Source organism: Pseudomonas syringae, from assembly GCF_021606685.1.
Taxonomy (GTDB): domain Bacteria; phylum Pseudomonadota; class Gammaproteobacteria; order Pseudomonadales; family Pseudomonadaceae; genus Aquipseudomonas; species Aquipseudomonas syringae_R.
The window spans coordinates 1-22,141 of the sequence record NZ_WKCB01000086.1; the positions used below are offsets into that span (position 1 = coordinate 1).

Here is a 22,141-nt window from a genome sequence, read left to right on the forward strand (position 1 = left end):
CTGGAGCACTGACCATGGGCTTTCGCCTGTCGAAAATTTACACGCGTACCGGCGACAAGGGCGAAACCGGCCTGGGCGACGGCCGCCGCGTGCCCAAGGACCACCCGCGCGTGGAGGCCATTGGTGAAGTCGACACGCTGAACAGCCAGCTCGGCTTGCTGCTGGCCGGCCTTGAGGAACAGAGTGGTCAGCACCCGGAACTGAAGGATGTGATCGAGGTACTGAGCCCCTGCCAACACCGCCTGTTTGACCTGGGCGGTGAGCTGGCGATGCCGGTCTACAAGGCGCTGAATGCAGCGGAGGTGGATCGGCTGGAAGCCGCGATTGATCGCTGGAATGAAGAAGTCGGGCCGCTGGAAAACTTCATCCTGCCCGGTGGCTCAGCGCTGATTGCCCAGGCCCATGTATGCCGCAGCCTGGCGCGCAGCGCGGAGCGGCGGTGTCAGCACCTGAATGCAGTGGAACCGTTGGAGGGGGTTGGGTTGGCGTATATCAACAGGTTGTCGGATTTGTTGTTTGTGGCGGCGCGGGTGATTGCCAAGCGCCAGGGTGTGGCGGAAGTGCTGTGGCAGGCGGCGGCCAAGCCACATTAATTATGAGGCGTCTGCCCTGACGCCTTCGCGAGCAAGCCCGCTCCCACATTTGACTGCATTCCAAAGGTGGAACTCGGTCAAATGTGGGAGGGGGCTTGCCCCCGAAGAGGCCAGTCAGAGCAACATCAACCTTGCGGCCAGAACGCCCGAATCCCTGCCACACCTTGAGCCCCAACCTCCCAAGCCTTTTCCCGCTCAGCCGGCCCAACCCCGCCCAGCAGAAACACCGGCTTGCTGAACCCGCTGATCAACGCTGCCGCCTGCTCCCAACCCAACGGCTGCGCATCAGGATGGGTCTGAGTCGGCTGCACCGGCGACAACGTGACAAAGTCCACGTCCATCAACTCCGCCAGCGCCAGTTCTTCAGCGTTGTGGCACGAAGCTGCCAACCAGCGATCCTTAGGCAGTGGCCGCCCCTTGCTCGCGTACTTACGCAATTGCGCCGAGGTCATGTGCCAGCCCGCCGCTGGGAAATCCCCGAGCCATTCAAACGGCCCCTTGAGCATCAGTTGCGCCTTGCCAGCACACAGGCCTACAGCGTCCACTGCCAGGTCACGATACTTGGGGTCGTAACCGTTGGGCGCACGCAGTTGAACCAGCTTGATACCGCCAGCAATAGCTTTCTGAATACCACGCAACAGTGTTGGGGTTTCCAGTTCGCCAGGGGTGATCAGGTATTCAGCCGGCAAGCGCGCAGCCGCCACAATCGGCGCGTTAGCCGCGGGGAACTCATAGTTGACCAAGTCCCGCGGTGTCACCCATTCCAACGGTTGCCCTTCTGCACCATGAGGCTCGCCGGTAAAGGCCGAGACTTCCCAGACATCCAGCAACACCTGCTTGTCCGGGTAGTCGTGTTGCACCTTGATCAGCGGTCGTGCCGTGGTGACCTGGATGCCCAGCTCTTCCTGCAGTTCGCGGGACAAGGCGGTGGCGACCGACTCATCGGCCTCCACCTTGCCGCCGGGAAACTCCCAGAGGCCGCCCTGATGCTGGGTATCGGCACGGCGCGCCAGCAGGATCCTGCCATCGACACCGCGGATCACCGCTGCTGCTACATGCACTCGTTTCACCGCGTTTACCTCTTGGCTATCAGGTGCGGTATTCCGCATTGATCTTCACGTACTCGTGGGACAGGTCGGTGGTCCAGATGGTTTCGCTGCACTCGCCACGACCCAACTCGATACGGATGGTGATTTCTTCCTGCTGCATCACGGCCGAACCCTGGGCTTCGGTATAAGTCTCGGCACGGGCGCCACTGCTGGCAATGCACACGTCACCGAGGAACACGTCGATCTTGCTCACGTCCAGGTCCGGTACGCCGGCACGGCCAACGGCGGCCAGAATGCGGCCCCAGTTCGGGTCGGAGGCGAACAACGCCGTCTTGATCAGTGGCGAGTGGGCCACGGTGTAGCCGACATCCAGGCATTCCTGGTGGTTGCCGCCGCCGTTGACTTCGACCGTCACAAATTTGGTCGCGCCCTCGCCGTCACGCACGATGGCCTGGGCCACGTCCATGCACACTTCAAACACCGCCTGCTTCAGCGCAGCGAACAGCGGGCCCTCGGTGGAGGTGATTTCCGGCAGGTTGGCCTGGCCAGTCGCGATCAGCATGCAGCAGTCGTTGGTCGACGTGTCGCCATCGATGGTGATGCGGTTGAATGACTTGTTGGCGCCGTCCAGCATCAGGCGCTGCAGCACGTCGCGGGAGACTTTGGCGTCGGTGGCGATATAGCCGAGCATGGTGGCCATGTTCGGGCGGATCATGCCCGCGCCCTTGCTGATGCCGGTCACGGTGACGGTGACGCCATCGTGCACGAACTGACGGCTCGCGCCCTTGGGCAATGTGTCGGTGGTCATGATGCCGGTAGCCGCAGCCGCCCAGTTATCCACCGACAGGTCATCCAGCGCAGCTTGCAGGGCACCTTCGATTTTCTCGACCGGCAGCGGCTCGCCGATCACGCCTGTGGAGTAAGGCAGCACTTGGCTGGCATCCACGCCGGTCAGCTGGGCCAGCTTGGCGCAGGTACGTGCGGCAGCCACCAGGCCAGGCTCGCCGGTGCCGGCGTTGGCATTGCCGGTGTTGGTCAGCAGGTAACGGATCGGGCCAGCTACGCGTTGCTTGGCCAGGATCACCGGCGCGGCGCAAAAAGCGTTGAGCGTGAACACACCGGCAACGGTCGAGCCTTCGGCACAGCGCATCACCACCACATCCTTGCGCCCCGGGCGCTTGATGCCGGCCGAAGCGATACCGAGTTCAAAACCGGCAACCGGGTGCAATGTGGGCAAAGGACCAAGACCAACAGCCATGAATGCGCTCCTTAAAATTAGATGATGTCTGTGCCGTCGTGATCGACGGAGAAATTAATGGCAAAACGCCGCGACGGCAGAGGCCGGTCGCGGCGCGGGGTGTAGCAGCGTCAGGCAAAAATCTTAGTTGATTTCGCCGTGGCAGTGTTTGAACTTCTTGCCCGAACCGCACCAGCACAGTTCGTTGCGGCCCAGCTTCTGATCGTTGCGAACCGGGGTTTGCGCCAAGGCCACATCGACCTCTTCGCCCAATACCTCAGGCGCTTCCAGGCCCGGCGCTTCGTCGTGCTGGAACTGCATGCGGGCGGCCAGTGCTTCGGCTTCCTGACGCAGACGAGCTTCTTCCTCGATCGGGTCTTCGCGACGCACCTGAACGTGGGACAGCACGCGAATCGAATCGCGCTTGATCGAATCCAGCAGTTCGGAGAACAGCGTGAACGACTCGCGCTTGTACTCCTGCTTAGGGTTCTTCTGGGCGTAGCCACGCAGGTGGATGCCGTGACGCAGGTGGTCCATGGTCGACAGGTGGTCTTTCCACAGGTCATCCAGCACGCGCAGTACGATTTGTTTCTCGAAGGTGCGCAGTGCTTCGGCACTCGCTTGCTCTTCTTTCTCGTTGTACGCGGCCAGAAGCTCGGTCATCAGCTTCTCGCGCAGTGTTTCTTCGTACAGGTGGTCGTCGTCGTCGAGCCATTGCTGGACCGGCAGGTCGACACCGAAGTCGCTCTTCAACGCGGCTTCCAGACCGGCGACATCCCACTGCTCAGGCAGGGACTGTGGCGGGATATGCGCGCTGACGGTGGCGTTCAGTACGTCCTGACGGAAATCGGCGATGGTCTCGCCAATGTTGTCGGCGGCCAGCAACGTGTTACGCATGTGATAGATCACTTTACGCTGTTCGTTGTTGACGTCATCGAACTCGAGCAGTTGCTTACGAATGTCGAAGTTACGACCTTCAACCTTGCGCTGCGCCTTCTCGATGGCGTTGGTCACCATGCGGTGCTCGATCGCTTCACCGGACTGCATGCCCAGGGCCTTCATGAAGTTCTTCACCCGATCAGAGGCGAAGATACGCATCAGGCTGTCTTCCAGCGACAGGTAGAAGCGGCTCGAACCGGCATCACCCTGACGGCCGGCACGGCCACGCAGCTGGTTGTCGATACGGCGCGATTCGTGACGCTCGGACGCGATCACCTGCAGGCCGCCGGATTCCAGCACAGCCTGGTGGCGCTTCTGCCAGTCAGCCTTGATCTGGGCGATTTGCTCAGGGGTCGGGTTGTCCAGCGAAGCCACTTCCACTTCCCAGTTGCCGCCCAACAGAATGTCGGTACCACGACCGGCCATGTTGGTGGCGATGGTCAGTGCGCCTGGGCGACCGGCCTGGGCGATGATCTCGGCTTCTTTTTCGTGGAACTTGGCGTTGAGGACCTTGTGCTCGATGCCTTCCTTGTTGAGCAGGTTGGACACGTGCTCGGAAGTCTCGATGGTCGCGGTACCCACCAGGATCGGGCGACCCTGGGCCAGACCGTCCTTGATGTCGTTGATGATTGCCGCGTATTTCTCTTCGGCAGTCAGGAACACCAGGTCGTTGAAATCTTTACGCGCCAGCGGCTTGTTCGGTGGGATCACCATCACGGCCAGGCTGTAGATCTGGTGGAATTCGAACGCTTCGGTGTCGGCCGTACCGGTCATGCCGGACAGTTTGTTGTACAGACGGAAGTAGTTCTGGAAGGTAGTGGACGCCAACGTCTGGCTTTCAGCCTGGATGTTGAGGTGTTCCTTCGCTTCGATGGCCTGGTGCAAGCCTTCGGACAGGCGACGACCCGGCATGGTACGGCCGGTGTGTTCGTCGACCAATACAACCTGGCCGTCCTGCACGATGTATTCGACGTTGCGATGGAACAGCTTGTGAGCGCGCAGGCCAGCATACACGTGGGTCAGCAGGCCCAGGTTGTGCGCCGAGTACAGGCTTTCACCCTCGGCCAGCTCGCCGATCTGGGTCAGCATCTCTTCGACAAACTGGTGACCGGCTTCGTTGAGTTCGACCTGGCGGGTCTTCTCGTCGATGCTGAAGTGACCTTCTTTGGTCACCACGCCTTCCACTTCCTCGATGTGCTGCTCCAGACGCGGGATCAATTTGTTGATCTCGGTGTACAGGCGCGAGCTGTCTTCGGCCTGGCCGGAGATGATCAGCGGGGTACGGGCTTCGTCGATCAGGATGGAGTCGACTTCGTCGATCACGGCAAAGTTGAGTTCGCGCTGGAATTTTTCATCCATGCTGAACGCCATGTTGTCGCGCAGGTAGTCGAAACCGAATTCGTTGTTGGTGCCGTAGGTAATGTCGCAGGCGTAGGCCGCGCGCTTTTCTTCCGGCGGCTGGAACGGCGTTACCACGCCGACAGTCAGGCCGAGGTATTCATACAGCGGGCGCATCCAGTTGGCGTCCCGGCGGGCCAGGTAGTCGTTCACCGTCACAACGTGCACGCCCTTGCCGGACAATGCGTTGAGGTAAACGCCCAGGGTTGCCACCAGGGTCTTGCCTTCACCGGTACGCATTTCGGCAATCATGCCTTCATGCAAGGTCATGCCGCCGATCAACTGGACGTCGAAGTGGCGCATGCCCATGACACGCTTACCGGCTTCACGGGCGACCGCAAAGGCTTCGGGCAGCAGCTTGTCGAGGGTTTCACCTTTGGCTATGCGGGCCTTGAACTCTTCGGTCTTGGCGCGCAATTGCTCGTCCGAAAGGGCAACCATCTGCTCTTCGAAGGCATTGACCAGCTGCACCGTCTTGAGCATGCGTTTGACTTCGCGCTCATTCTTGCTTCCAAAAAGTTTCTTTAACAAAGGCGCAAACATATCGGCAGGTTCTTCCACACATAGGGATGGAGGGCGCACCGTGAGTGGCCCGAGCAGCCCTCACGGCCGCATGCGAACGCGCATTCTACCCGGATTCGTGGGTGAGGAAAGTGGCGTTGTTCCCCGATGCTGGCATGGAGCTGTGAGAGGGCTTGTTTAAAATAAGGGCTTTTGCGCGAACTTCAACCCATGGAATGCAGAAGTTACCTATTGATTTTGCGGGCAAAGTCCTGCGCATGCATTGCCTGGGGGCGTACAGGCGCTTTCTGCTAACATGGCCGCTCTGTTACCTAAGGTGTCTAATCATGGCATTTCGCCCTCTTACAGCCCGCGCGCCCAGCGTGTTGCTTCGCGAAGCCAAGCCGCTCAAAGCCATCTTTGGCCATGCGCAACGCTTGGGCCATTTGCAACGCCTGCTCGAGAGCCAGCTGCAACCTGCCGCACGCGAACATTGTCACGTGGCGTCGTGGCGTGAAGGTAATTTGCTATTAATTGTCACCGACGGTCATTGGGCGACCCGTTTGCGTTATCAGCAGAAACGCCTGCAGCGGCAATTGATGGCCTTTGATGAATTCGCCAGCTTGATGCGCATTCAGTTCAAGGTGCAACCGCCCACCGTCCAGCAAGGCGCGGTGGGGCATACCATGGATTTGTCGGCGAATGCGGCCGAAACCATTCAGGCCACGGCCGACGGGATCAGCGACCCGGGCTTGCGCGCCGCCCTTGAGCGACTGGCAGCCCACGCCAAGCCCAAGGCCTGAGCCGCTATTTGCGTTTGCTGCCGCCCAGCAACGACCCCAACAACCCCCGCACCAGTTGCCGCCCCATCTGATTGGCGGCTTGTTGCATGGCAGATTTCAGCGCCTTGCCCGCCGCCGTTCCCAGAAACGCGCCGGCCTTATCGGTAAAACTCGGTTCCTCGGCCGCCGGCTTGGCCTCTTCGGCCGGCCCCAGGTCCTTGCGTGCCATCAGCACCTCATAAGCGGATTCTCGGTCAACCGGTTTGTCATAGCGCCCCTGCAACGGCGAACTGGCCACCAACGCTGCGCGTTCCGCCGCGCTCAACGGCCCGATCCGCGATTGCGGCGGTGCCACCAGCACGCGCTGGACGACTTCCGGCGTGCCTTTTTCCTGCAAGGTGCCCACCAACGCCTCACCGGTGCCCAGCTCGGTCAGCACCGCCAAGGCATCGAACGTCGGGTTCGGCCGGAAGCCATCGGCCACCGCGCGCAAGGATTTCTGCTCTTTAGTGGTGAACGCCCGCAGGCCATGCTGGATGCGCAGGCCCAGTTGCGCCAATACGCTGTCTGGCAGGTCACCCGGCGATTGCGTGACGAAATACACGCCGACGCCTTTGGAGCGAATCAAGCGCACCACCTGCTCCAGACGGTCCTGCAACGCCTTGGGCGTATCGGCAAACAGCAAATGGGCCTCGTCGAAGAACAGCGCCAGCAACGGTTTGTCGGCATCACCGCGCTCGGGCAATTGCTCGAACAGCTCGGCCAGCAACCACAACAGGAACGTCGCGTACACCTTGGGCGCTTCGTGCACCAGGCGGCTGGCGTCCAACAGATGGATGCGCCCACGTCCGTCGCCGGCAGGTTGCAGAATATCTTCAAGCTGCAGGGCCGGTTCACCGAACAAGGCTTCGGCGCCCTGCTGCTCCAGCACCGCCAAGCGCCGCAACAGCGCCTGGCTGGAGCCGGTGGTCATCAACGCAGCATCTTCGCCGAGCAGTTCCGGGTGATAGCGCAGGTGGTTGAGCAGTGCCTTGAGGTCCTTGAGGTCGAGCAACAGCAAGCCTTCGCGGTCCGCCACCTTGAAGGCCGCATAAAGGGCTGACTGCTGGCTGTCGGTAAGCTCCAGCAGGCTGCCGAGCAGCAAAGGGCCCATTTCACTGATGGTAGTGCGCAACGGATGACCGGACTGCCCGTGGATGTCCCACAACGTCACCGGATAAGCCTTGGCCGTGTAATTGAGGAAGGGCATCCCGGCGATGCGTTCGGCAACCTTGCCCTGCGGGTTGGCCGCCGCGCCCAGGCCGCACAGGTCACCCTTGATGTCTGCGGCAAACACCGCCACGCCGGCGTCACTGAACGCTTCGGCCAGGCGTTGCAAGGTGACGGTCTTGCCCGTGCCGGTGGCGCCGGCGATCAGCCCGTGACGGTTGGCCAGGCGCATGGACTGCGCAATGGGCTGGCCAGAAAGGTCTGCGCCGATAAGGAGTTGCGATGAATCAGGCATTTGGTCACCCACGGTTAATCTTTACTGTCGCCAGGTCGATACAGGCAATTGTAAGACCCACAAAGTCTAAAAATCGGTCAGGTAGTTCCTACAGGGACCTCTAGAACTACCACAAGAAGTATCACACCTTTTTCAACGCTGCCATTTTGCGCATCCCACAAGGACGCGCTTGGGATATTAAGACCTTAGCGGACCCTACAAGCCATGAATAAAAATCTGCGTTTCAGCCACAAAATCCTGCTGGCAGCCGCCCTTATCGTCATCGCCGCGTTCGCCTTGTTCACCCTCTACAACGATTACCTGCAACGCAACGCGATCCGCGATGACCTGAACAGCTACCTGCATGAAATGGGCGATGTCACCGCGAGTAATATCCAGACCTGGCTGACCGGTCGCATTGCCCTGGTGGAAAACGCCGCGCAAAACATCGCGATCAACCCAGAGCAATCGGCCGTTGCCAGCCTGCTCGAGCAGAAAACGCTGACGTCCTCGTTCATGGCAACCTACGTGGGCGACAGTAAAGGCGCCTTCACCATCCGCCCCGACACCAAGATGCCGGACGGTTTCGACCCACGTGTGCGGCCCTGGTATCAAGGCGCCCAGGGCAGCAACGGTTCAACGCTGACCGAACCCTATATCGATGCGGCTACCGGCAAGCTGATCATTTCCATCGCTACCCCTAGCGCCAAGGGCAGCCAGAGCATCGGCGTGGTAGGTGGCGACCTGAGCCTGCAAACCCTGGTGGATAACATCGGCGCGCTGAACTTTGGCGGCATGGGCTATGCGTTCCTGGTCAGCGCCGACGGCAAGGTACTGGTCCATCCAGACAAAAACCTGGTGATGAAGACCCTGGCCGACGTGTACCCGAAAAACACACCCAAGATCAGTGGCGACTTCAGCGAAGTCGAGGCCAACGGCAAGGACAACATCGTGACCTTCACACCGATCAAGGGCCTGCCCTCGGTGAACTGGTACCTCGGCATTTCGGTGGATAAAGACAAATCCTTCGCCATGCTCAGCGAATTCCGCACTTCGGCCGTCATCGCCACCCTGATTGCCGTGGCGATCATCATCGCCCTGCTCGGCATGTTGATCCGCCTACTGCTGCAACCGCTGCACGTGATGACCAAAGCCATGCAGGACATCGCCGATGGCGAGGGTGACCTGACACGCCGCCTGGCCATCCAGAATCATGATGAATTCGGCACACTGGGTATTGCTTTCAACCGGTTCGTGGAGCGGATTCATACATCGATCCGCGAAGTGTCCTCGGCCACCGAGCAGGTCAATGAAGTGGCCTTGCGCGTGGTCAGCGCCTCCAACTCGTCGATGGTCAACTCCGACGAGCAAGCCAACCGCACCAACAGCGTGGCTGCCGCCATCAACGAGCTGGGGGCCGCCGCCCAGGAAATCGCGCGTAACGCAGCACAAGCGTCCAGCCAGGCCAGCGATGCAAGGCACTTGGCCGAAGATGGTCAACAGGTGGTGGAACGCAACATCAAGGCGATGACGCAGCTGTCCGCAATGATCAGCGCTTCCAGCAGCAACATCGAAGCACTGAACAGCAAGACGGTGAATATCGGCCAGATTCTTGAAGTGATCACCAGCATTTCTCAGCAGACCAACCTGTTGGCCCTGAACGCTGCGATCGAAGCGGCCCGCGCAGGCGAAGCCGGGCGCGGGTTTGCGGTGGTTGCCGATGAGGTGCGCAACCTGGCCCATCGCACCCAGGAATCGGCGCAACAGGTGCAAAAAATGATTGAGGAACTGCAAGTTGGCGCCCGGGATTCGGTCAGCACCATGGGCGAGAGCCAGCGCCACAGCCATGACAGCGTGGAAATCGCCAACCTGGCCGGTGAGCGCCTCAACAGCGTAACCCTGCGCATCGGCGAGATTGATGGCATGAACCAGTCGGTCGCCACCGCCACCGAGGAACAGACCTCGGTGGTCGAGTCGATCAACATGGACATTACCGAGATCAACACTCTCAACCAGGAAGGCGTGGAAAACCTGCAATCGACCCTGCGCGCCTGTGCCGATCTGGAGCACCAGGCCTCACGTTTGAAACAGTTGGTGGGCAGTTTCCGAATTTGACCCCAGCGCCCGCCCCGTTAATCGGCGGGCAGTTTCCCACGTGCGGGCTCGGCCTTGTCCTGCTCGCGCTCCCACAGCTCGGCGGCACCCGGAAAATCGGTGCCGTCTTCACTGTCCAGGGCATCCGGGTCATATCGGCTCAAGCACCCCTCCCCCAGGGTCGCCGGCGCTTTGGAAGTGGCTTTGTCCAATGGATCGCTCATCGATCAATCCTCAACGGCAGGCAAAAAAAAGGCCTGGGACGATTTAACGCCCAGGCCCCTGTTGTTTCAATCAAAACGTGGCAATCAGAACACCACGGTTTTATTGCCATGCACCAGTACGCGATCTTCGAGGTGATAACGCAGGCCACGGGCCAGCACCATCTTCTCGACGTCACGACCGAAACGCACCATGTCTTCAATGCTGTCGCTATGGCTGACACGTACCACGTCCTGCTCGATGATCGGACCGGCGTCCAGCTCTTCGGTGACGTAGTGGCAGGTCGCACCGATCAGCTTCACGCCGCGCAGGGACGCCTGGTGGTAAGGCTTGGCACCGACAAACGACGGCAGGAAACTGTGGTGAATGTTGATCACCTTGCCGGCGTATTCGCGGCACAGTTCCGGCGGCAGGATTTGCATGTAGCGCGCCAACACCACCACATCGGCTTCGTGCTGCTTGACCTGGCGGGAAACCTCGGCGAACGCCGGCTCCTTGTCCTGAGGGTTGACCGGCACATGGTAGTACGGGATGCCATGCCACTCGACCATGCTGCGCAGGTCGTCATGGTTGGAAATCACACAGGCAATCTCGCAGTCCAGCTCGTCGCTGTGCCAGCGGTGCAGCAAGTCAGCCAGGCAGTGGGATTCGCGGCTGGCCATCAGCACCACGCGTTTTTTCTGCTCGGTGTCGGTGATGTGCCACGTCATCGAAAACTCTTCGGCGATCGGCGCAAACGCCTCGCGGAACGCCTCCAGGCCGAAGGGCAGCGTGTCGGCACGAATCTCGTGACGCATGAAGAACCAACCGCTGAGATTGTCCGAGTGATGGCTCGCCTCGGTGATCCAACCGTTGTGAGAGGCCAGAAAGTTACTGACTTTGGCAACGATGCCGACCCGGTCCGGGCAAGCAATCACCAGCCGAAAAGTGCGCATTAGGGGAAAACTCCAGAACTTCGCAAAGGCCGCCATTCTAGCGATTACGCAGGAAAACTGCAGTATTCGTTAACGCATATTCTGATCACCGGCCCGCGCCATGGCCCTTAATAGCCTAAGGCTTTACCCCCTTAGTATGAATTTACTCTGCCGTACTCTGGATATTCCTCAACGTTGAAGGGAATTATCTTTAGCGCTACAACCTAGTAATTAACTCGATTGCTTCACAGCGCTACAAACATTCAACGTAATTCACATAAATGCGACCTTAAATGTTTACTTGGGCAAACCGCGTGACTATTATTGGGCCACTCGCCCTGTCAATCAGCGCTCTACATAAGGTAGTCCACATGTCTCTGATCAACGAATACCGTGCCACCGAAGAAGCTATCAAAGAGCTGCAAGCCCGTTTGAAGAACCTGTCCCAAGACGACAAACTGCAAACCGAGCTGGAATTCGAAGGCAAATTGCGCACCCTGATGGGTGAATACTCCAAATCCCTGCGTGACATCATCGCGCTGCTGGATCCAGAGTCGAAAGTTAAAGCACCCCGTGGCGCTGTGAAAACTACCGGCACCAAGCGTGCTCGCAAGGTCAAACAATACAAAAACCCGCACAATGGCGAAGTGATTGAAACCAAAGGTGGCAACCACAAAACGCTGAAAGAGTGGAAAGCCAAGTGGGGCGGCGACGTGGTTGAAGGCTGGGCTACCCTGCTGGGCTAAGCTCACAGGGCCTGCGCCTGTTACGCGACAACTTTAAAAACGCCAGCTTGCTGGCGTTTTTTATTGCCTGCTCGTTCTGGAAAATACCGATTACAGGTTCATCCTGGCCGCTAAAGAGTCGGCATATTGCTGCCACTGCTCCAGCACCTCACACTGATACGGCGTGGCACTTGCGGCCAACTCCATCCGTGCCAGATTAAATGCCTCAAGGGTATTCGGTGCCCCCCACTCAGGGTCGGACAAACGTTGCTGGCAAAAAAGTGTCCAGCGTTGTTGCTCCTCAATATTCAACGTCTCGGGGAAGTTGCGTGCGCGGTAGCGAAACAATAATTCAGGTAAACGCTGATCATCAAAAGGCCACGGCTGGCGTGCTAATTGGGCAGGGTCCGCCTCCCGGACTTGTTCACATAAACGCCGATCGCGATCCCCGATAAAACCGTCGTACAGCTGCTGCTCCGGGTCTGTACTCGGTGCAAAATCTTCCAAGGCATAAATGACCGCCAACTTATCGCGCCAAAGTTCCTGTGCGTCAGTTAGCCGCAGCGCCCGTTGCTGATAAAGAGTCATATCCAAGTGCAGACGTTCACGGTCTTCGGCCCGCAGCACATTCAGCGGCGCGACCACCGGGCAGCGATTGATATGCACCAATTTCAGTGGCACCGGCAATTCACCCTCTGCAAGCTGGTCACGGCGGGTGTAAAGCCGTTGGCGCAAGCTGTCCGCATCCAGTTCCAGCAGCGCTTGGGGGTCGAGTCCGAGGTCGCAGACGATCAGCGCGTTGCGATTGCGCGGGTGCCAGGCCAACGGCATTACCACCCCCACGTAATGCCGCTCGGCCGAGAAACGCCCGGAAATATGCACCATCGGTTGCAACAGGCGCACCTGATCCATTACCCGCTGCTTGCTGCGAAGCTGAAACAGCCAGTCGTACAGCTTGGGTTGTTTCTCGCGAACGAGCCGGGCCAAGGCGATCGTGGCGCGCACATCGGACAACGCATCGTGGGCCTGGCCATGGTCGATACCGTTGGCGGCAGTCAGGCGCTCCAGCTTGAGCGTGACGCGCCCATTCTGCTGCGGCCACTCAATGCCTTCCGGGCGCAGGGCGTAGGCGGTGCGAACCACGTCGATCAAATCCCAGCGGCTGTTGCCACCCTGCCACTCGCGGGCATAGGGGTCGAAGAAGTTGCGATACAGGCTGTAGCGCGTCATCTCATCATCAAAGCGCAAGGTGTTGTAACCCGCCCCGCAGGTGCCCGGCGCCGCCAGTTCGGCATGTACGCGGGTCATGAAGTCGGCCTCGGCCAAGCCTTTTTCCGCGAGTATCGCTGGGGTGATACCGGTAATCGCACAGGCGGCCGGATGAGGCAGGATATCGTCGCCTGGCAGGCAGTAAAGGTTGACCGCAGCGTCGATCTCGTTGAGTTCGAGGTCGGTACGAATGCCGGCTACCTGGAGGGGTCGGTCGCTACGGGGGTTGATGCCGGTGGTTTCATAGTCGTACCAGAAAATGGAGGTCACGGGCGTTTCCTGTACTGAAGATCAGCGAAGTCTAGGCGCTGAACAGCGTCCGAGGCCAGCGCCGATTAGGCTGTATAAATATCCAGCAAAACCTTGAGTGGTTGCTTCCATCGCCGACACTGCTAGCATCCGTGTCTCCGAGCCGCCCTGCACTGCCAAGGATCGCGATGCCATCAGCCCCATTGGACACCCGCTTCCTGATCGAGACCCCGGAAGGTATCGATCTCCCCCTGCGCCCGGCCGGCCTGGTGCCACGCGCGCTGGCGTTTGCCTTCGACCTGGGTGTGCGAGGAGTGGTCATGGGCGTGCTGCTGGTGCCATTGGCCTTGCTTGGCAATATAGGCATCGGCCTGGGCTCGCTGCTGCTGTTCCTGATCAGTTGGTGGTACATGGTGCTCTTCGAGGTGCTCAACCAAGGCTGCTCTCCGGGCAAACAGGTGATGGGCCTGCGCGTCGTTCAGGATGACGGCGCCCCGATCGGCTGGTCGGCGTCACTGATTCGCAACCTGCTGCGGTTTGTCGATATGCTGCCTTTCGGCTACTTTCTTGGCGCAATCAGTTGCCTGCAGCACCCTCACTTCAAACGCCTTGGCGACCTGGCCGCCGGCACCCTGGTGATCTACCGCGAACTCCCGCTTGTGCGCCCCAAGGTGCCTCAAGCGACCGCACTGCGCCTGCCGTTTGCCCTGGACCTGAACGAACAGCGGGCCATCCTGGGCTTCGCCGAGCGTCAGGGTGAACTCTCAGCCGAACGCGTGCACGAGCTGGCTTCGATCCTTGCCACGCCTTTGCAGGTATCCCCGGCTCGCGCGGTGGAGCAACTCAATGGTGTGGCCCGTGGCCTGTTGGGGCCAACATGAAGCAAAGCCTGTTCGAAAGCCGTCACCAGGCCCAATGGCGAACCTTTGCCGAGCAACTCACGCAGTTGGAACAAGGCAAGGCCAAGCCTGATGAAGTGGCCGATTTCCCTCATCAATACCGGCGCCTGTGCCAGCACCTGGCCTTGGCCCAGGAGCGTGGCTACAGCAGCTACCTCGTTGACCCGTTACAACAACTGGCCCTGCGCGGCCACCAACAACTGTATCGTCACCGCAGCCAGTTGGCGGCGAGCGTAATGAGTTTTGTACTGGCCGATTTTCCTCGGCTGGTGCGGCAACAGTGGCGTTTTGTCCTGATCGCCAGCCTGCTGTTCTTTGGCAGCCTGGTGGGCATCGCCCTGCTGGTTTACCTGTTTCCCGACATGATCTACAGCATCGTCAGCCCCCAGCAGGTGGCAGAGATGCAGGGCATGTACGACCCGGATGCCAGTCGCCTGGGGCGCGCCGCCGAGCGTGCATCGAGCGAAGACTGGATGATGTTCGGCTACTACGTGATGCATAACATCGGCATCGCCTTCCAGACATTTGCCGCAGGGCTGATGTTCGGCCTGGGCAGTGTGTTCTTCCTGGTTTTCAACGGTTTGGTCATCGGTGCGGTCTCCGGGCACCTGACAGAAATCGGCTATGGCCAAACCTTCTGGTCCTTCGTCATCGGCCATGGCGCGTTCGAACTGAGTGCCATCGCCCTGGCCGGGGCCGCGGGGTTGCAACTGGGCTGGGCACTGATCGCCCCTGGGCACCTCACCCGTGGCGAATCCCTGCGGCTGGCTGCACGCAAAAGCGTGCAAATGCTCTGTGGTGTCATGGTGTTCCTGGTCATTGCCGCGTTTATCGAGGCTTACTGGTCCTCTACCACCGGGGTAACCCCCTGGGTCAAATACCTGGTGGGCGCCGCCCTGTGGCTGCTGATGGGCGCCTACCTGTGCCTTGCAGGAAGGAGCCGCCATGCGCCTGAGTGATGCCAGCGTGGTGATTCGCCCGCGCACCGCCTGGGAAGCCATGGACCTGGGTGGGTTGATGGCACGCGAACATCGCCTGCTATTGATGAGCAGTTGGGCGCTGGTAACACTGCCAGTATTCGTATTGCTCACCGCGCTGCTGTGGAAATACCCGTCCACCGCCATGTTCCTGTTCTGGTGGCTCAAGCCGGCCTTCGACCGCCTGCCGTTGTATATCCTGTCCAAGACCCTGTTTGGCGAAAAACCCAGCGTCAAGCAAGCCGTACGCCAGTGGCCACGACTGCTGAAGGGTCAACTGCTGGCCAGCCTGACCTGGCGGCGCTTCAGCCTGAGCCGCAGCTTTGTCATGCCGGTGAGCCAGCTCGAAGGCCTGGATGGTGAGGCGCGGCAAAAACGCCTGGGTGTGCTGCAGCAACGCAATGCCGGTGCCGCACGCTGGCTGACCATCGTCGGGGTTCACCTGGAGATCGGTCTGTGGTTCGGGTGCATGGCGCTGTTCTATCTATTGATTCCCCAGCAACTCGAAATGGATTGGGACTGGCAGCGCCTGGCGCTGGCGACCGGCTCGGAAGGGTTATGGCTGGAACACCTGGGTAACGCCGTCTACGCGCTGATCCTGGTGTTTTGGGAGCCTATTTATGTCGCCTGTGGTTTCAGCCTCTACCTCAACCGCCGCACCACCCTGGAAGCCTGGGACCTGGAGCTGGTATTCCGACGCCTTCGCCAACGCTTGAGCAGCGCGGCTGCCGTGTTGTTGCTTGTCATCGGGCTGACGTTGCTGCCCTTGAGCCCACCCGTCATGGCCGACGCCACTGCGCCCCCCAAGCCACTGAGCACCCAAGGCGCGAGCCAATCAATCAAATCACTGCTGGGCCAGCCCCCATTCAAAAACCCCGAAACAGTCACCCGCTATCGCTTTGGCGACGAAAAACCCGCGACCAAAAACAAGGTACACCGCGATGGCAAACTCCCGGCCTGGCTGCAGGCGCTGCTGGATAACTTCAACAGCAACACCTTCAAGCACGTCGCCCAGGGGCTTGAAGTGTTGCTATGGAGCGTTCTGATCGGTGCCGCGGCCTTGCTGGTATGGCGCTATCGCGACTGGCTGCACGCCTTTGTCAGTCGCCGCGGGGCACGTCAACCCAACGCCCGAAAACCCGTGCCCACGCAATTGTTCGGTCTGGAACTGGGTACTGCGACCTTGCCCGAGGATGTCGCCAGCACCGCTGAGCAACTGTGGGCCACCCAACCCAGGGAAGCCCTCGGCCTGCTGTATCGCGGCCTGCTCAGCCACTTGTTGCATGACTTCAACCTGCCGCTCAAAAGCGCCGACACCGAAGGTCAGGTGCTGGAGCGTGTTCGCCAATTGCAACAACCGCAACTCCTTGCCTTCAGCGACGAATTGACCCGACATTGGCAAAACCTCGCCTATGGCCATCACCTTCCACCACCCTCGGCCCAGCAAAAACTCTGCAGTGATTGGCGCAGCCTGTTCAGCTCGGGGGGCGCCCGATGAAGCGCGCTTTCCTGTGGTTGGGGATACTGTTGGTCTGCCTGCTCGGCGCTGGCGGCTTTTACGCGTGGACCAAGGCAATTCCCTACGACGTTGTGGTGGACCGAGGTCCCTCTCCAGAAGCCCTGGCGAACCCTTATCTGGCGGCCGAACACTTTCTGCGTGAGCACGGCTTGGCCGTGGAACACGCCAATAGCCTGGACCGATTGGCGACCCTGCCCGCCAAAGGCAATAGCCTCCTGATACTGGGCGAACGCAGCAACATGCCGCCGCGCCAAGTCCAGCAACTGCTTGACTGGGCCAAATCCGGCGGTCATCTGCTGGTGGTTGCCGAAGCACTGTGGGACGAAGAAACCGGCAAAAGCGGTGACCTGTTGCTCGACCGTCTGGCTATCCGCCAGGCCTTGAGTGACGAGCCGGAAGACACCGAGCCTGCCCCTGCCAAACGGCTCAAGAAGAAAGCGCCGGACCTGACCAAGCTGTATGTCGACAATGAAACCGCGCCAGCCTATTTCAGCTTCGACACCGACTTCAACCTCACCGACCCCAAGCACCTGGCGCAGTTTTCGGCCAACAGCGCCCGCTCAAGTCACCTGATGCAACTCGATCTCGGGGACGGCAGCGTTACGGTGATCACCGACAGTGAGCTATGGAAAACCCCGGACATCGGCAAACACGACAATGCCTGGCTGCTGTGGTACCTGAACCAGGGCACGGCCGTGACCCTGTTGTTCAACAGCGATTTCGACGACCTGCTCACCCTGCTTCTGCGGTATTTCCCCCAGGCCGTGGTAGCACTCCTGACCTTGGTCGCCCTGGCGCTGTGGCACGCAGGCATGCGCCAGGGTCCGATCCAGGCGCCTGCCCCCAAGGCGCGTCGGCAGTTGCAGGAACACTTGAAAGCCAGTGCCGACTTCCTGCTGCGCCGCAGCGGCCAGGGCACCCTGCTGCTTGCCTTGCAGCGCGACATCCTGCGCGCCGCCCGGCGCCGACATCCGGGTTTTGAACACCTCGACAACGCAGACCAGTGGCAGGTACTTGAACACCTGACGCGCCAACCCTCTCATATCATCAGCCAGGCCCTCGGCCCACTTCCGGCAAAACGGCTTTCCAGCGCCGATTTCAGCCGGCAGGTGGCATGCCTGCAAACACTCAGGAATGCCCTATGAGCGAAATTCCAAGCGCCACTGCCCTGACCACCGAAACCGTGCAGCATGCAAGCGCGCAGGCCCAGGCCCTGCGCGCCGAGCTGCGCAAAGCGGTGATGGGTCAGGACGCGGTGATCGATGATGTCCTGACCGCCCTGATCGCAGGCGGCCATGTGTTGCTCGAAGGGGTGCCAGGGCTGGGCAAAACCTTACTGGTACGTGCCCTGGCGCGCTGTTTCGACGGTGATTTCACACGCATCCAGTTCACACCCGACCTGATGCCCAGCGATGTCACCGGCCACGCCGTGTACGACTTGCACACCGAACAATTCAAGTTGCGTAAGGGGCCGGTATTCACCCACCTGTTGCTCGCCGACGAAATCAACCGGGCCCCGGCCAAGACCCAGGCCGCCCTGCTCGAAGCCATGCAGGAGCGCCAGGTCACCCTCGAAGGCGAGGCCTTGCCCATCGGTCAACCGTTCATGGTGCTGGCGACTCAGAACCCCATCGAACAGGAAGGCACCTACCCTCTGCCAGAAGCTGAACTGGACCGTTTCATGCTGAAAGTACGCATGGACTATCCGGACGCGCAACAGGAACTGCAAATGGTGCGCGAAGTGACGCGCTCGTCCCGGGCCGACATGCTCGATGTGCATCCGTTGCAGCGCGTGCTGCTGGCCGAAGACGTACTGCAGCTGCAGCAGATCGCCAGCGAGTTGGCCCTGGATGAGCAAGTACTCGACTACGCCGTGCGCCTGGCACGCGCCACCCGCAGCTGGCCGGGGCTGGCCATTGGCGCCGGACCACGGGCCTCTATCGCTCTGGTGCGTGGCGCCCGCGCCCGGGCACTGTTACGCGGCGGGGAGTTTGTCACCCCGGACGACATCAAGGGCTGCGCGCTGGCAGTATTGCGCCATCGGGTGCGTATTGCACCCGAGCTGGACATCGACGGGCTGGAGGTCGACCAGGTGCTCAAGCAACTGCTGGACCAGATTCCGGCGCCTCGGCAATGACCCGCCCATGAAGCCGACTCGTCTGCTGCTGGCCTGGCTTGGCGTGTTGCTAGGCCTGAACATCCTGCTGGGCACTGCGGCAGCCTTGCAGCTCAAGGTGCCGGACACGCTGCATTCAGTGGCGTGGGGCTTGCTCCTGGCGCTATTGCTGCTGGCCATGCTGGACGCCCTGCGCCAGCGTCGGCGCCCATCCCCGCGAGTGCAACGGCAGATGCCCGGCAGCCTGGCCCTGGGACGCTGGGGTGAAGTACGCCTGGTGCTGGAACATGACTACCCGCAGCCGCTGACAGTGCAGGTGTTCGATCATGCTCCCGACGGCCTGACGCTGGAGCACATGCCCCAGCCCATCGAGCTGCGCCCCGGTGAGCGCAGTGAGCTGGGGTATCGCCTGCGTCCGGTGCGACGCGGACACTTCAGTTTCAGCCTTTGCGAAGTGCATTTGCCCAGCCCATTGGGCCTGTGGTCGTCACGGCGCTTTATCGAGGTCCACGATGCCACCCGCGTCTATCCCGATTTCGCGCGGCTGTACGGCGCACAGTTGCTGGGTGTGGATAACTGGCTGAGTCAGTTGGGGGTGCGCCAGCACCCTCGACGGGGGTTGGGGCTGGAGTTTCATCAACTGCGCGAATTTCGCGAGGGTGACAGCCTGCGGCAGATCGACTGGAAGGCCACCGCCCGGCAACGAACGCCCATCGCGCGGGAATACCAGGATGAGCGCGACCAGCAGATCGTGTTCATGCTTGATTGTGGCCGACGCATGCGCAGCCAGGATGACGAACTGTCGCACTTCGACCACGCGCTCAACGCGTGTCTGCTTCTCAGCTATGTGGCCTTGCGCCAGGGTGATGCCGTGGGGCTGTGCACCTTTGCCGGTGAGCAGTCGCGCTACCTGGCGCCGGTCAAGGGAAGCAGCCAATTGAACCTGTTGCTCAACGCCGTATACGACCTGGACACCACCCGACGAACCGCCGATTACCAAGCCGCGGCAAGCCAACTGCTGGCGCGGCAAAAACGAAGGGCGTTGGTGATAGTGGTCACCAACCTGCGAGATGAAGACGATGAGGCGCTACTGACTGCGGTCAAGCGCATCAGCCGCCAACACAGGGTGCTGGTGGCCAGTTTGCGCGAGGAAGTACTCGACCAACTGCGCCAAGCCCCGGTACAGACTTTACCGCAAGCGCTGGCGTACAGCGGCACCGTCGACTACCTCAACAGCCGGGATGAACTGCACGATCGCTTGAGCGCCCATGGGCTGTCAGTGCTGGATACTCCACCACGGGAATTGGGCGCAGCCTTGGTAACGCGCTACCTGGGTTGGAAAAAAGCGGGCGTGCTCTGAAAAAAAGCGCGCGCGACCACAGTCAGGGCCGGAAGCACCCAAACCGGGTCGACAACGCGCCGAAACTAGGCCGAAGCCTGCAAGGGATCAAAGCTGAAATAGGCCAGCAACACGTTAATCAGTTGCCCATATTCCTCGGACGCCTTGAGCACGCAGAACCCCGAATCGTAATGCTGCGGGTTGATATCCTCATGACTCCACAAGCAGGTGGCCGTGAGGTCGATAGGATGGAAGGTGTCGTCCGCTCCGGGGATTTTCAAGCGCAGCTCGAAATCCACGTCCACCATCATGGGCAATTGGCTGATCAACATCAGCCCGTCTTCCGAGACATTCCCCAAAAACCCGATGGGCTTGTCGGTGACGCGGTTAAACACTTGCAGGAAATAAGGTAACTGATGCCGCTCGATCCGTCGGTCGGTAAACATGGTGAGATCGCCATCCTGTGGCCACTATTCTGGCCTTGCCAGTGATTCGGAACGAGCAACGCCGCTCGCTCTCCCTGGATCCCGGTGTGACAACAGACAACATCTTGTCACTGGACAGCTGCCGAGTCCGGGCCTCGCATTCATTCAAGTGCAAACTTGTACAAATGAACATTCAAAGGATAGCCCAAGACTGCCAGCAGGCCAGTTATGAAATGACGAATATCATTATAAAGAGGCCGGACGCGGCTGCGCGGCGCGTGCGCCGGGGTAGTGCCCCAGTTGCTGCAGGGTGTCCAGCCTTGCGCGAGCACGGTAAGCGTACTCACTCGACGGGTACTGATTGATGATGAATTGATAGGTCTGTACCGCGTCCACGAACAACTTCTGCCGCTCCAGGCATTGACCGCGCAACATCGAAACTTCGGGTTGCACATAACGACGGGTACGGCTTTCTCGGTCGACCTGGGATAACTCCAGGGTGACGCGCTCGCAGTCACCGACCTTGTACGCGCGGTACGCGTTGTTCAAGTGATGGTCCATCGACCAGCGGGTGCAGCCGACAACACTGACGGCCAGGGCAGCAATGAGCAAAATTCGCATGAGGGTTCTCCTGTCTTGTGCAGTGTATCGACCCCTCGCAGAAAATCTTCAAGGTTGTTCGTCTATTCAGTTGCAGCGAAAACAAGCCGATCGTCGATAAGTAGTGCAAACGAACAATGACTACAACGAAAGAGCATAGTAGCCTTCCTCAGCGCTTGAACTCAGGAGTCTGTGCATGTCCGTCCGTCGTACCAAAATCGTCGCCACCCTTGGCCCGGCCAGCAACTCGCCGGAAGTCCTCGAACAGCTGATTCTGGCTGGTTTGGACGTTGCCCGTCTGAACTTCTCCCACGGCACCCCGGACGAGCACAAGGCTCGCGCCAAGCTGGTGCGTGACCTGGCCGCCAAGCATGGCCGCTTCGTGGCATTGCTGGGTGACCTGCAAGGCCCGAAAATCCGTATCGCCAAATTCGCCAACAAGCGGATCGAACTGAAGATCGGTGACACGTTCACGTTTTCCACCAGCCACCCGCTGACCGAAGGCAACCAGCAGGTTGTGGGTATCGACTACCCGGACCTGGTCAAGGATTGCGGCGTCGGTGACGAACTGCTGCTGGACGACGGCCGTGTGGTGATGCGCGTCGACACCGCAACCCCGACCGAACTGCATTGCACCGTGATCATCGGCGGCCCGCTGTCCGACCACAAAGGCATCAACCGTCGCGGTGGTGGCCTGACGGCGCCGGCCCTGACTGAAAAAGACAAAGCCGACATCAAGCTCGCCGCTGAAATGGAAGTGGACTACCTCGCGGTGTCCTTCCCACGCGACGCTGCCGACATGGAATACGCC

At 60.3% G+C, this 22,141-nt stretch carries 20 protein-coding genes and 1 pseudogene; 12 read left to right on the forward strand and 9 right to left on the reverse strand.

The genetic code is table 11. The annotated features are described in order from the left end of the window. Window positions 1-14 precede the first annotated feature (14 nt). Entirely contained in the window at window positions 15-593 is a 579-nt protein-coding gene (locus GIW02_RS23305; protein WP_236411572.1) for a cob(I)yrinic acid a,c-diamide adenosyltransferase, read from the forward strand. 125 nt (window positions 594-718) lie between these two features. Here GIW02_RS23305 and GIW02_RS23310 read toward each other — a convergent pair whose 3' ends face one another. From GIW02_RS23310 to secA, 3 genes are all read right to left on the reverse strand, one after another. Next, window positions 719-1,663: a Nudix family hydrolase gene (locus tag GIW02_RS23310; RefSeq protein ID WP_236411571.1), complete on the reverse strand. Its 945-nt coding sequence runs from the start codon at window positions 1,661-1,663 to the stop codon at window positions 719-721. 19 nt (window positions 1,664-1,682) lie between these two features. After that, window positions 1,683-2,900, reverse strand: a complete 1,218-nt coding sequence (argJ, locus tag GIW02_RS23315; protein WP_236422097.1) for a bifunctional glutamate N-acetyltransferase/amino-acid acetyltransferase ArgJ — start codon at window positions 2,898-2,900, stop codon at window positions 1,683-1,685. A 123-nt stretch (window positions 2,901-3,023) separates the two neighbouring features. After that, complete coding sequence (gene secA, locus GIW02_RS23320; protein ID WP_236419177.1) at window positions 3,024-5,759, reverse strand: preprotein translocase subunit SecA; 2,736 nt, start codon at window positions 5,757-5,759, stop codon at window positions 3,024-3,026. 305 nt (window positions 5,760-6,064) lie between these two features. On the opposite strand from secA, the gene GIW02_RS23325 reads away from it, so the two are divergent. After that, window positions 6,065-6,520, forward strand: a complete 456-nt coding sequence (locus GIW02_RS23325; protein WP_236419179.1) for a DciA family protein — start codon at window positions 6,065-6,067, stop codon at window positions 6,518-6,520. 4 nt (window positions 6,521-6,524) lie between these two features. Here the strand turns inward: GIW02_RS23325 and GIW02_RS23330 are convergent, their stop codons facing one another. Then, window positions 6,525-8,003: a helicase HerA-like domain-containing protein gene (locus GIW02_RS23330; protein ID WP_236419180.1), complete on the reverse strand. Its 1,479-nt coding sequence runs from the start codon at window positions 8,001-8,003 to the stop codon at window positions 6,525-6,527. A gap of 204 nt (window positions 8,004-8,207) precedes the next feature. On the opposite strand from GIW02_RS23330, the pseudogene GIW02_RS27415 reads away from it, so the two are divergent. Beyond that, window positions 8,208-9,239: pseudogene (locus tag GIW02_RS27415) on the forward strand (HAMP domain-containing protein); the annotation flags it as partial. 93 nt (window positions 9,240-9,332) lie between these two features. After that, window positions 9,333-10,097, forward strand: coding sequence for a methyl-accepting chemotaxis protein (locus tag GIW02_RS27420; RefSeq protein WP_456361661.1), 765 nt, complete (start codon window positions 9,333-9,335; stop codon window positions 10,095-10,097). Between the two features lie 17 nt (window positions 10,098-10,114). Here the strand turns inward: GIW02_RS27420 and GIW02_RS23340 are convergent, their stop codons facing one another. Beyond that, on the reverse strand, window positions 10,115-10,300 hold the full coding sequence (locus GIW02_RS23340) for a hypothetical protein (protein ID WP_236414196.1): 186 nt from the start codon (window positions 10,298-10,300) through the stop codon (window positions 10,115-10,117). Between the two features lie 84 nt (window positions 10,301-10,384). After that, window positions 10,385-11,233, reverse strand: coding sequence for a formyltetrahydrofolate deformylase (gene purU, locus GIW02_RS23345; RefSeq protein ID WP_236414198.1), 849 nt, complete (start codon window positions 11,231-11,233; stop codon window positions 10,385-10,387). A gap of 350 nt (window positions 11,234-11,583) precedes the next feature. Between purU and mvaT the strand changes: the two genes are divergently transcribed. Then, a complete protein-coding gene (mvaT, locus tag GIW02_RS23350; protein ID WP_005790963.1) occupies window positions 11,584-11,958 on the forward strand; it encodes a histone-like nucleoid-structuring protein MvaT in 375 nt (124 codons plus the stop codon). A 90-nt stretch (window positions 11,959-12,048) separates the two neighbouring features. Here mvaT and sbcB read toward each other — a convergent pair whose 3' ends face one another. Beyond that, a complete protein-coding gene (gene sbcB, locus GIW02_RS23355) occupies window positions 12,049-13,476 on the reverse strand; it encodes an exodeoxyribonuclease I (protein ID WP_236422099.1) in 1,428 nt (475 codons plus the stop codon). Window positions 13,477-13,643: 167 nt separating this feature from the next. Here sbcB and GIW02_RS23360 point away from each other — a divergent pair, with 167 nt between their 5' ends. From GIW02_RS23360 to GIW02_RS23385, 6 genes are read left to right on the forward strand one after another with little or no spacing between them, the layout of a single operon-like run. Continuing rightward, the gene (locus tag GIW02_RS23360) at window positions 13,644-14,336 is read left to right on the forward strand and encodes an RDD family protein (RefSeq protein ID WP_236414202.1); all 693 of its coding nucleotides are present in this window, start codon (window positions 13,644-13,646) and stop codon (window positions 14,334-14,336) included. Next, window positions 14,333-15,313: a stage II sporulation protein M gene (locus GIW02_RS23365; RefSeq protein WP_236414203.1), complete on the forward strand. Its 981-nt coding sequence runs from the start codon at window positions 14,333-14,335 to the stop codon at window positions 15,311-15,313. Before GIW02_RS23360 ends, GIW02_RS23365 begins: the two co-directional genes overlap by 4 nt. Continuing rightward, window positions 15,300-16,829 carry a DUF4129 domain-containing protein gene (locus tag GIW02_RS23370; RefSeq protein ID WP_236414206.1) on the forward strand — a complete coding sequence of 510 codons (1,530 nt, stop codon included), beginning with the start codon at window positions 15,300-15,302 and terminating at the stop codon, window positions 16,827-16,829. Before GIW02_RS23365 ends, GIW02_RS23370 begins: the two co-directional genes overlap by 14 nt. After that, complete coding sequence (locus GIW02_RS23375; RefSeq protein WP_236414208.1) at window positions 16,826-17,995, forward strand: DUF4350 domain-containing protein; 1,170 nt, start codon at window positions 16,826-16,828, stop codon at window positions 17,993-17,995. Before GIW02_RS23370 ends, GIW02_RS23375 begins: the two co-directional genes overlap by 4 nt. Next, window positions 17,992-18,987: an AAA family ATPase gene (locus tag GIW02_RS23380; RefSeq protein ID WP_236414210.1), complete on the forward strand. Its 996-nt coding sequence runs from the start codon at window positions 17,992-17,994 to the stop codon at window positions 18,985-18,987. The genes GIW02_RS23375 and GIW02_RS23380 overlap by 4 nt, the downstream gene beginning before the upstream one ends. 7 nt (window positions 18,988-18,994) lie before the next feature. Next, window positions 18,995-20,326: a DUF58 domain-containing protein gene (locus GIW02_RS23385; protein WP_236414213.1), complete on the forward strand. Its 1,332-nt coding sequence runs from the start codon at window positions 18,995-18,997 to the stop codon at window positions 20,324-20,326. Window positions 20,327-20,391: 65 nt separating this feature from the next. On the opposite strand, the gene GIW02_RS23390 is transcribed toward GIW02_RS23385, so the two are convergent. After that, a complete protein-coding gene (locus GIW02_RS23390; protein WP_236414214.1) occupies window positions 20,392-20,751 on the reverse strand; it encodes a PilZ domain-containing protein in 360 nt (119 codons plus the stop codon). Between the two features lie 225 nt (window positions 20,752-20,976). Continuing rightward, on the reverse strand, window positions 20,977-21,351 hold the full coding sequence (locus GIW02_RS23395; RefSeq protein ID WP_236414217.1) for a tol-pal system YbgF family protein: 375 nt from the start codon (window positions 21,349-21,351) through the stop codon (window positions 20,977-20,979). 175 nt (window positions 21,352-21,526) lie between these two features. Between GIW02_RS23395 and GIW02_RS23400 the strand changes: the two genes are divergently transcribed. Next, the coding region (locus GIW02_RS23400; protein WP_236422101.1) for a pyruvate kinase at window positions 21,527-22,141 on the forward strand (615 nt) is incomplete at its 3' end.

Excerpts from the sequence above, each read along its gene's own strand:
- GIW02_RS23305 (WP_236411572.1), top strand. The coding sequence starts at position 15 with ATGGGCTTTCGCCTGTCGAAAATTTACACGCGTACCGGCGACAAGGGC.
- GIW02_RS23360 (WP_236414202.1), top strand. The coding sequence starts at position 13,644 with ATGCCATCAGCCCCATTGGACACCCGCTTCCTGATCGAGACCCCGGAA.
- GIW02_RS27420 (WP_456361661.1), top strand. The coding sequence starts at position 9,333 with ATGGTCAACTCCGACGAGCAAGCCAACCGCACCAACAGCGTGGCTGCC.
- argJ (WP_236422097.1), bottom strand. The coding sequence starts at position 2,900 with ATGGCTGTTGGTCTTGGTCCTTTGCCCACATTGCACCCGGTTGCCGGT.
- GIW02_RS23385 (WP_236414213.1), top strand. The coding sequence starts at position 18,995 with ATGAAGCCGACTCGTCTGCTGCTGGCCTGGCTTGGCGTGTTGCTAGGC.
- mvaT (WP_005790963.1), top strand. The coding sequence starts at position 11,584 with ATGTCTCTGATCAACGAATACCGTGCCACCGAAGAAGCTATCAAAGAG.
- GIW02_RS23390 (WP_236414214.1), bottom strand. The coding sequence starts at position 20,751 with ATGTTTACCGACCGACGGATCGAGCGGCATCAGTTACCTTATTTCCTG.
- GIW02_RS23365 (WP_236414203.1), top strand. The coding sequence starts at position 14,333 with ATGAAGCAAAGCCTGTTCGAAAGCCGTCACCAGGCCCAATGGCGAACC.
- secA (WP_236419177.1), bottom strand. The coding sequence starts at position 5,759 with ATGTTTGCGCCTTTGTTAAAGAAACTTTTTGGAAGCAAGAATGAGCGC.
- GIW02_RS23395 (WP_236414217.1), bottom strand. The coding sequence starts at position 21,351 with ATGCGAATTTTGCTCATTGCTGCCCTGGCCGTCAGTGTTGTCGGCTGC.
- GIW02_RS23330 (WP_236419180.1), bottom strand. The coding sequence starts at position 8,003 with ATGCCTGATTCATCGCAACTCCTTATCGGCGCAGACCTTTCTGGCCAG.
- GIW02_RS23325 (WP_236419179.1), top strand. The coding sequence starts at position 6,065 with ATGGCATTTCGCCCTCTTACAGCCCGCGCGCCCAGCGTGTTGCTTCGC.
- GIW02_RS23340 (WP_236414196.1), bottom strand. The coding sequence starts at position 10,300 with ATGAGCGATCCATTGGACAAAGCCACTTCCAAAGCGCCGGCGACCCTG.
- GIW02_RS23380 (WP_236414210.1), top strand. The coding sequence starts at position 17,992 with ATGAGCGAAATTCCAAGCGCCACTGCCCTGACCACCGAAACCGTGCAG.
- GIW02_RS23375 (WP_236414208.1), top strand. The coding sequence starts at position 16,826 with ATGAAGCGCGCTTTCCTGTGGTTGGGGATACTGTTGGTCTGCCTGCTC.
- purU (WP_236414198.1), bottom strand. The coding sequence starts at position 11,233 with ATGCGCACTTTTCGGCTGGTGATTGCTTGCCCGGACCGGGTCGGCATC.
- GIW02_RS23370 (WP_236414206.1), top strand. The coding sequence starts at position 15,300 with ATGCGCCTGAGTGATGCCAGCGTGGTGATTCGCCCGCGCACCGCCTGG.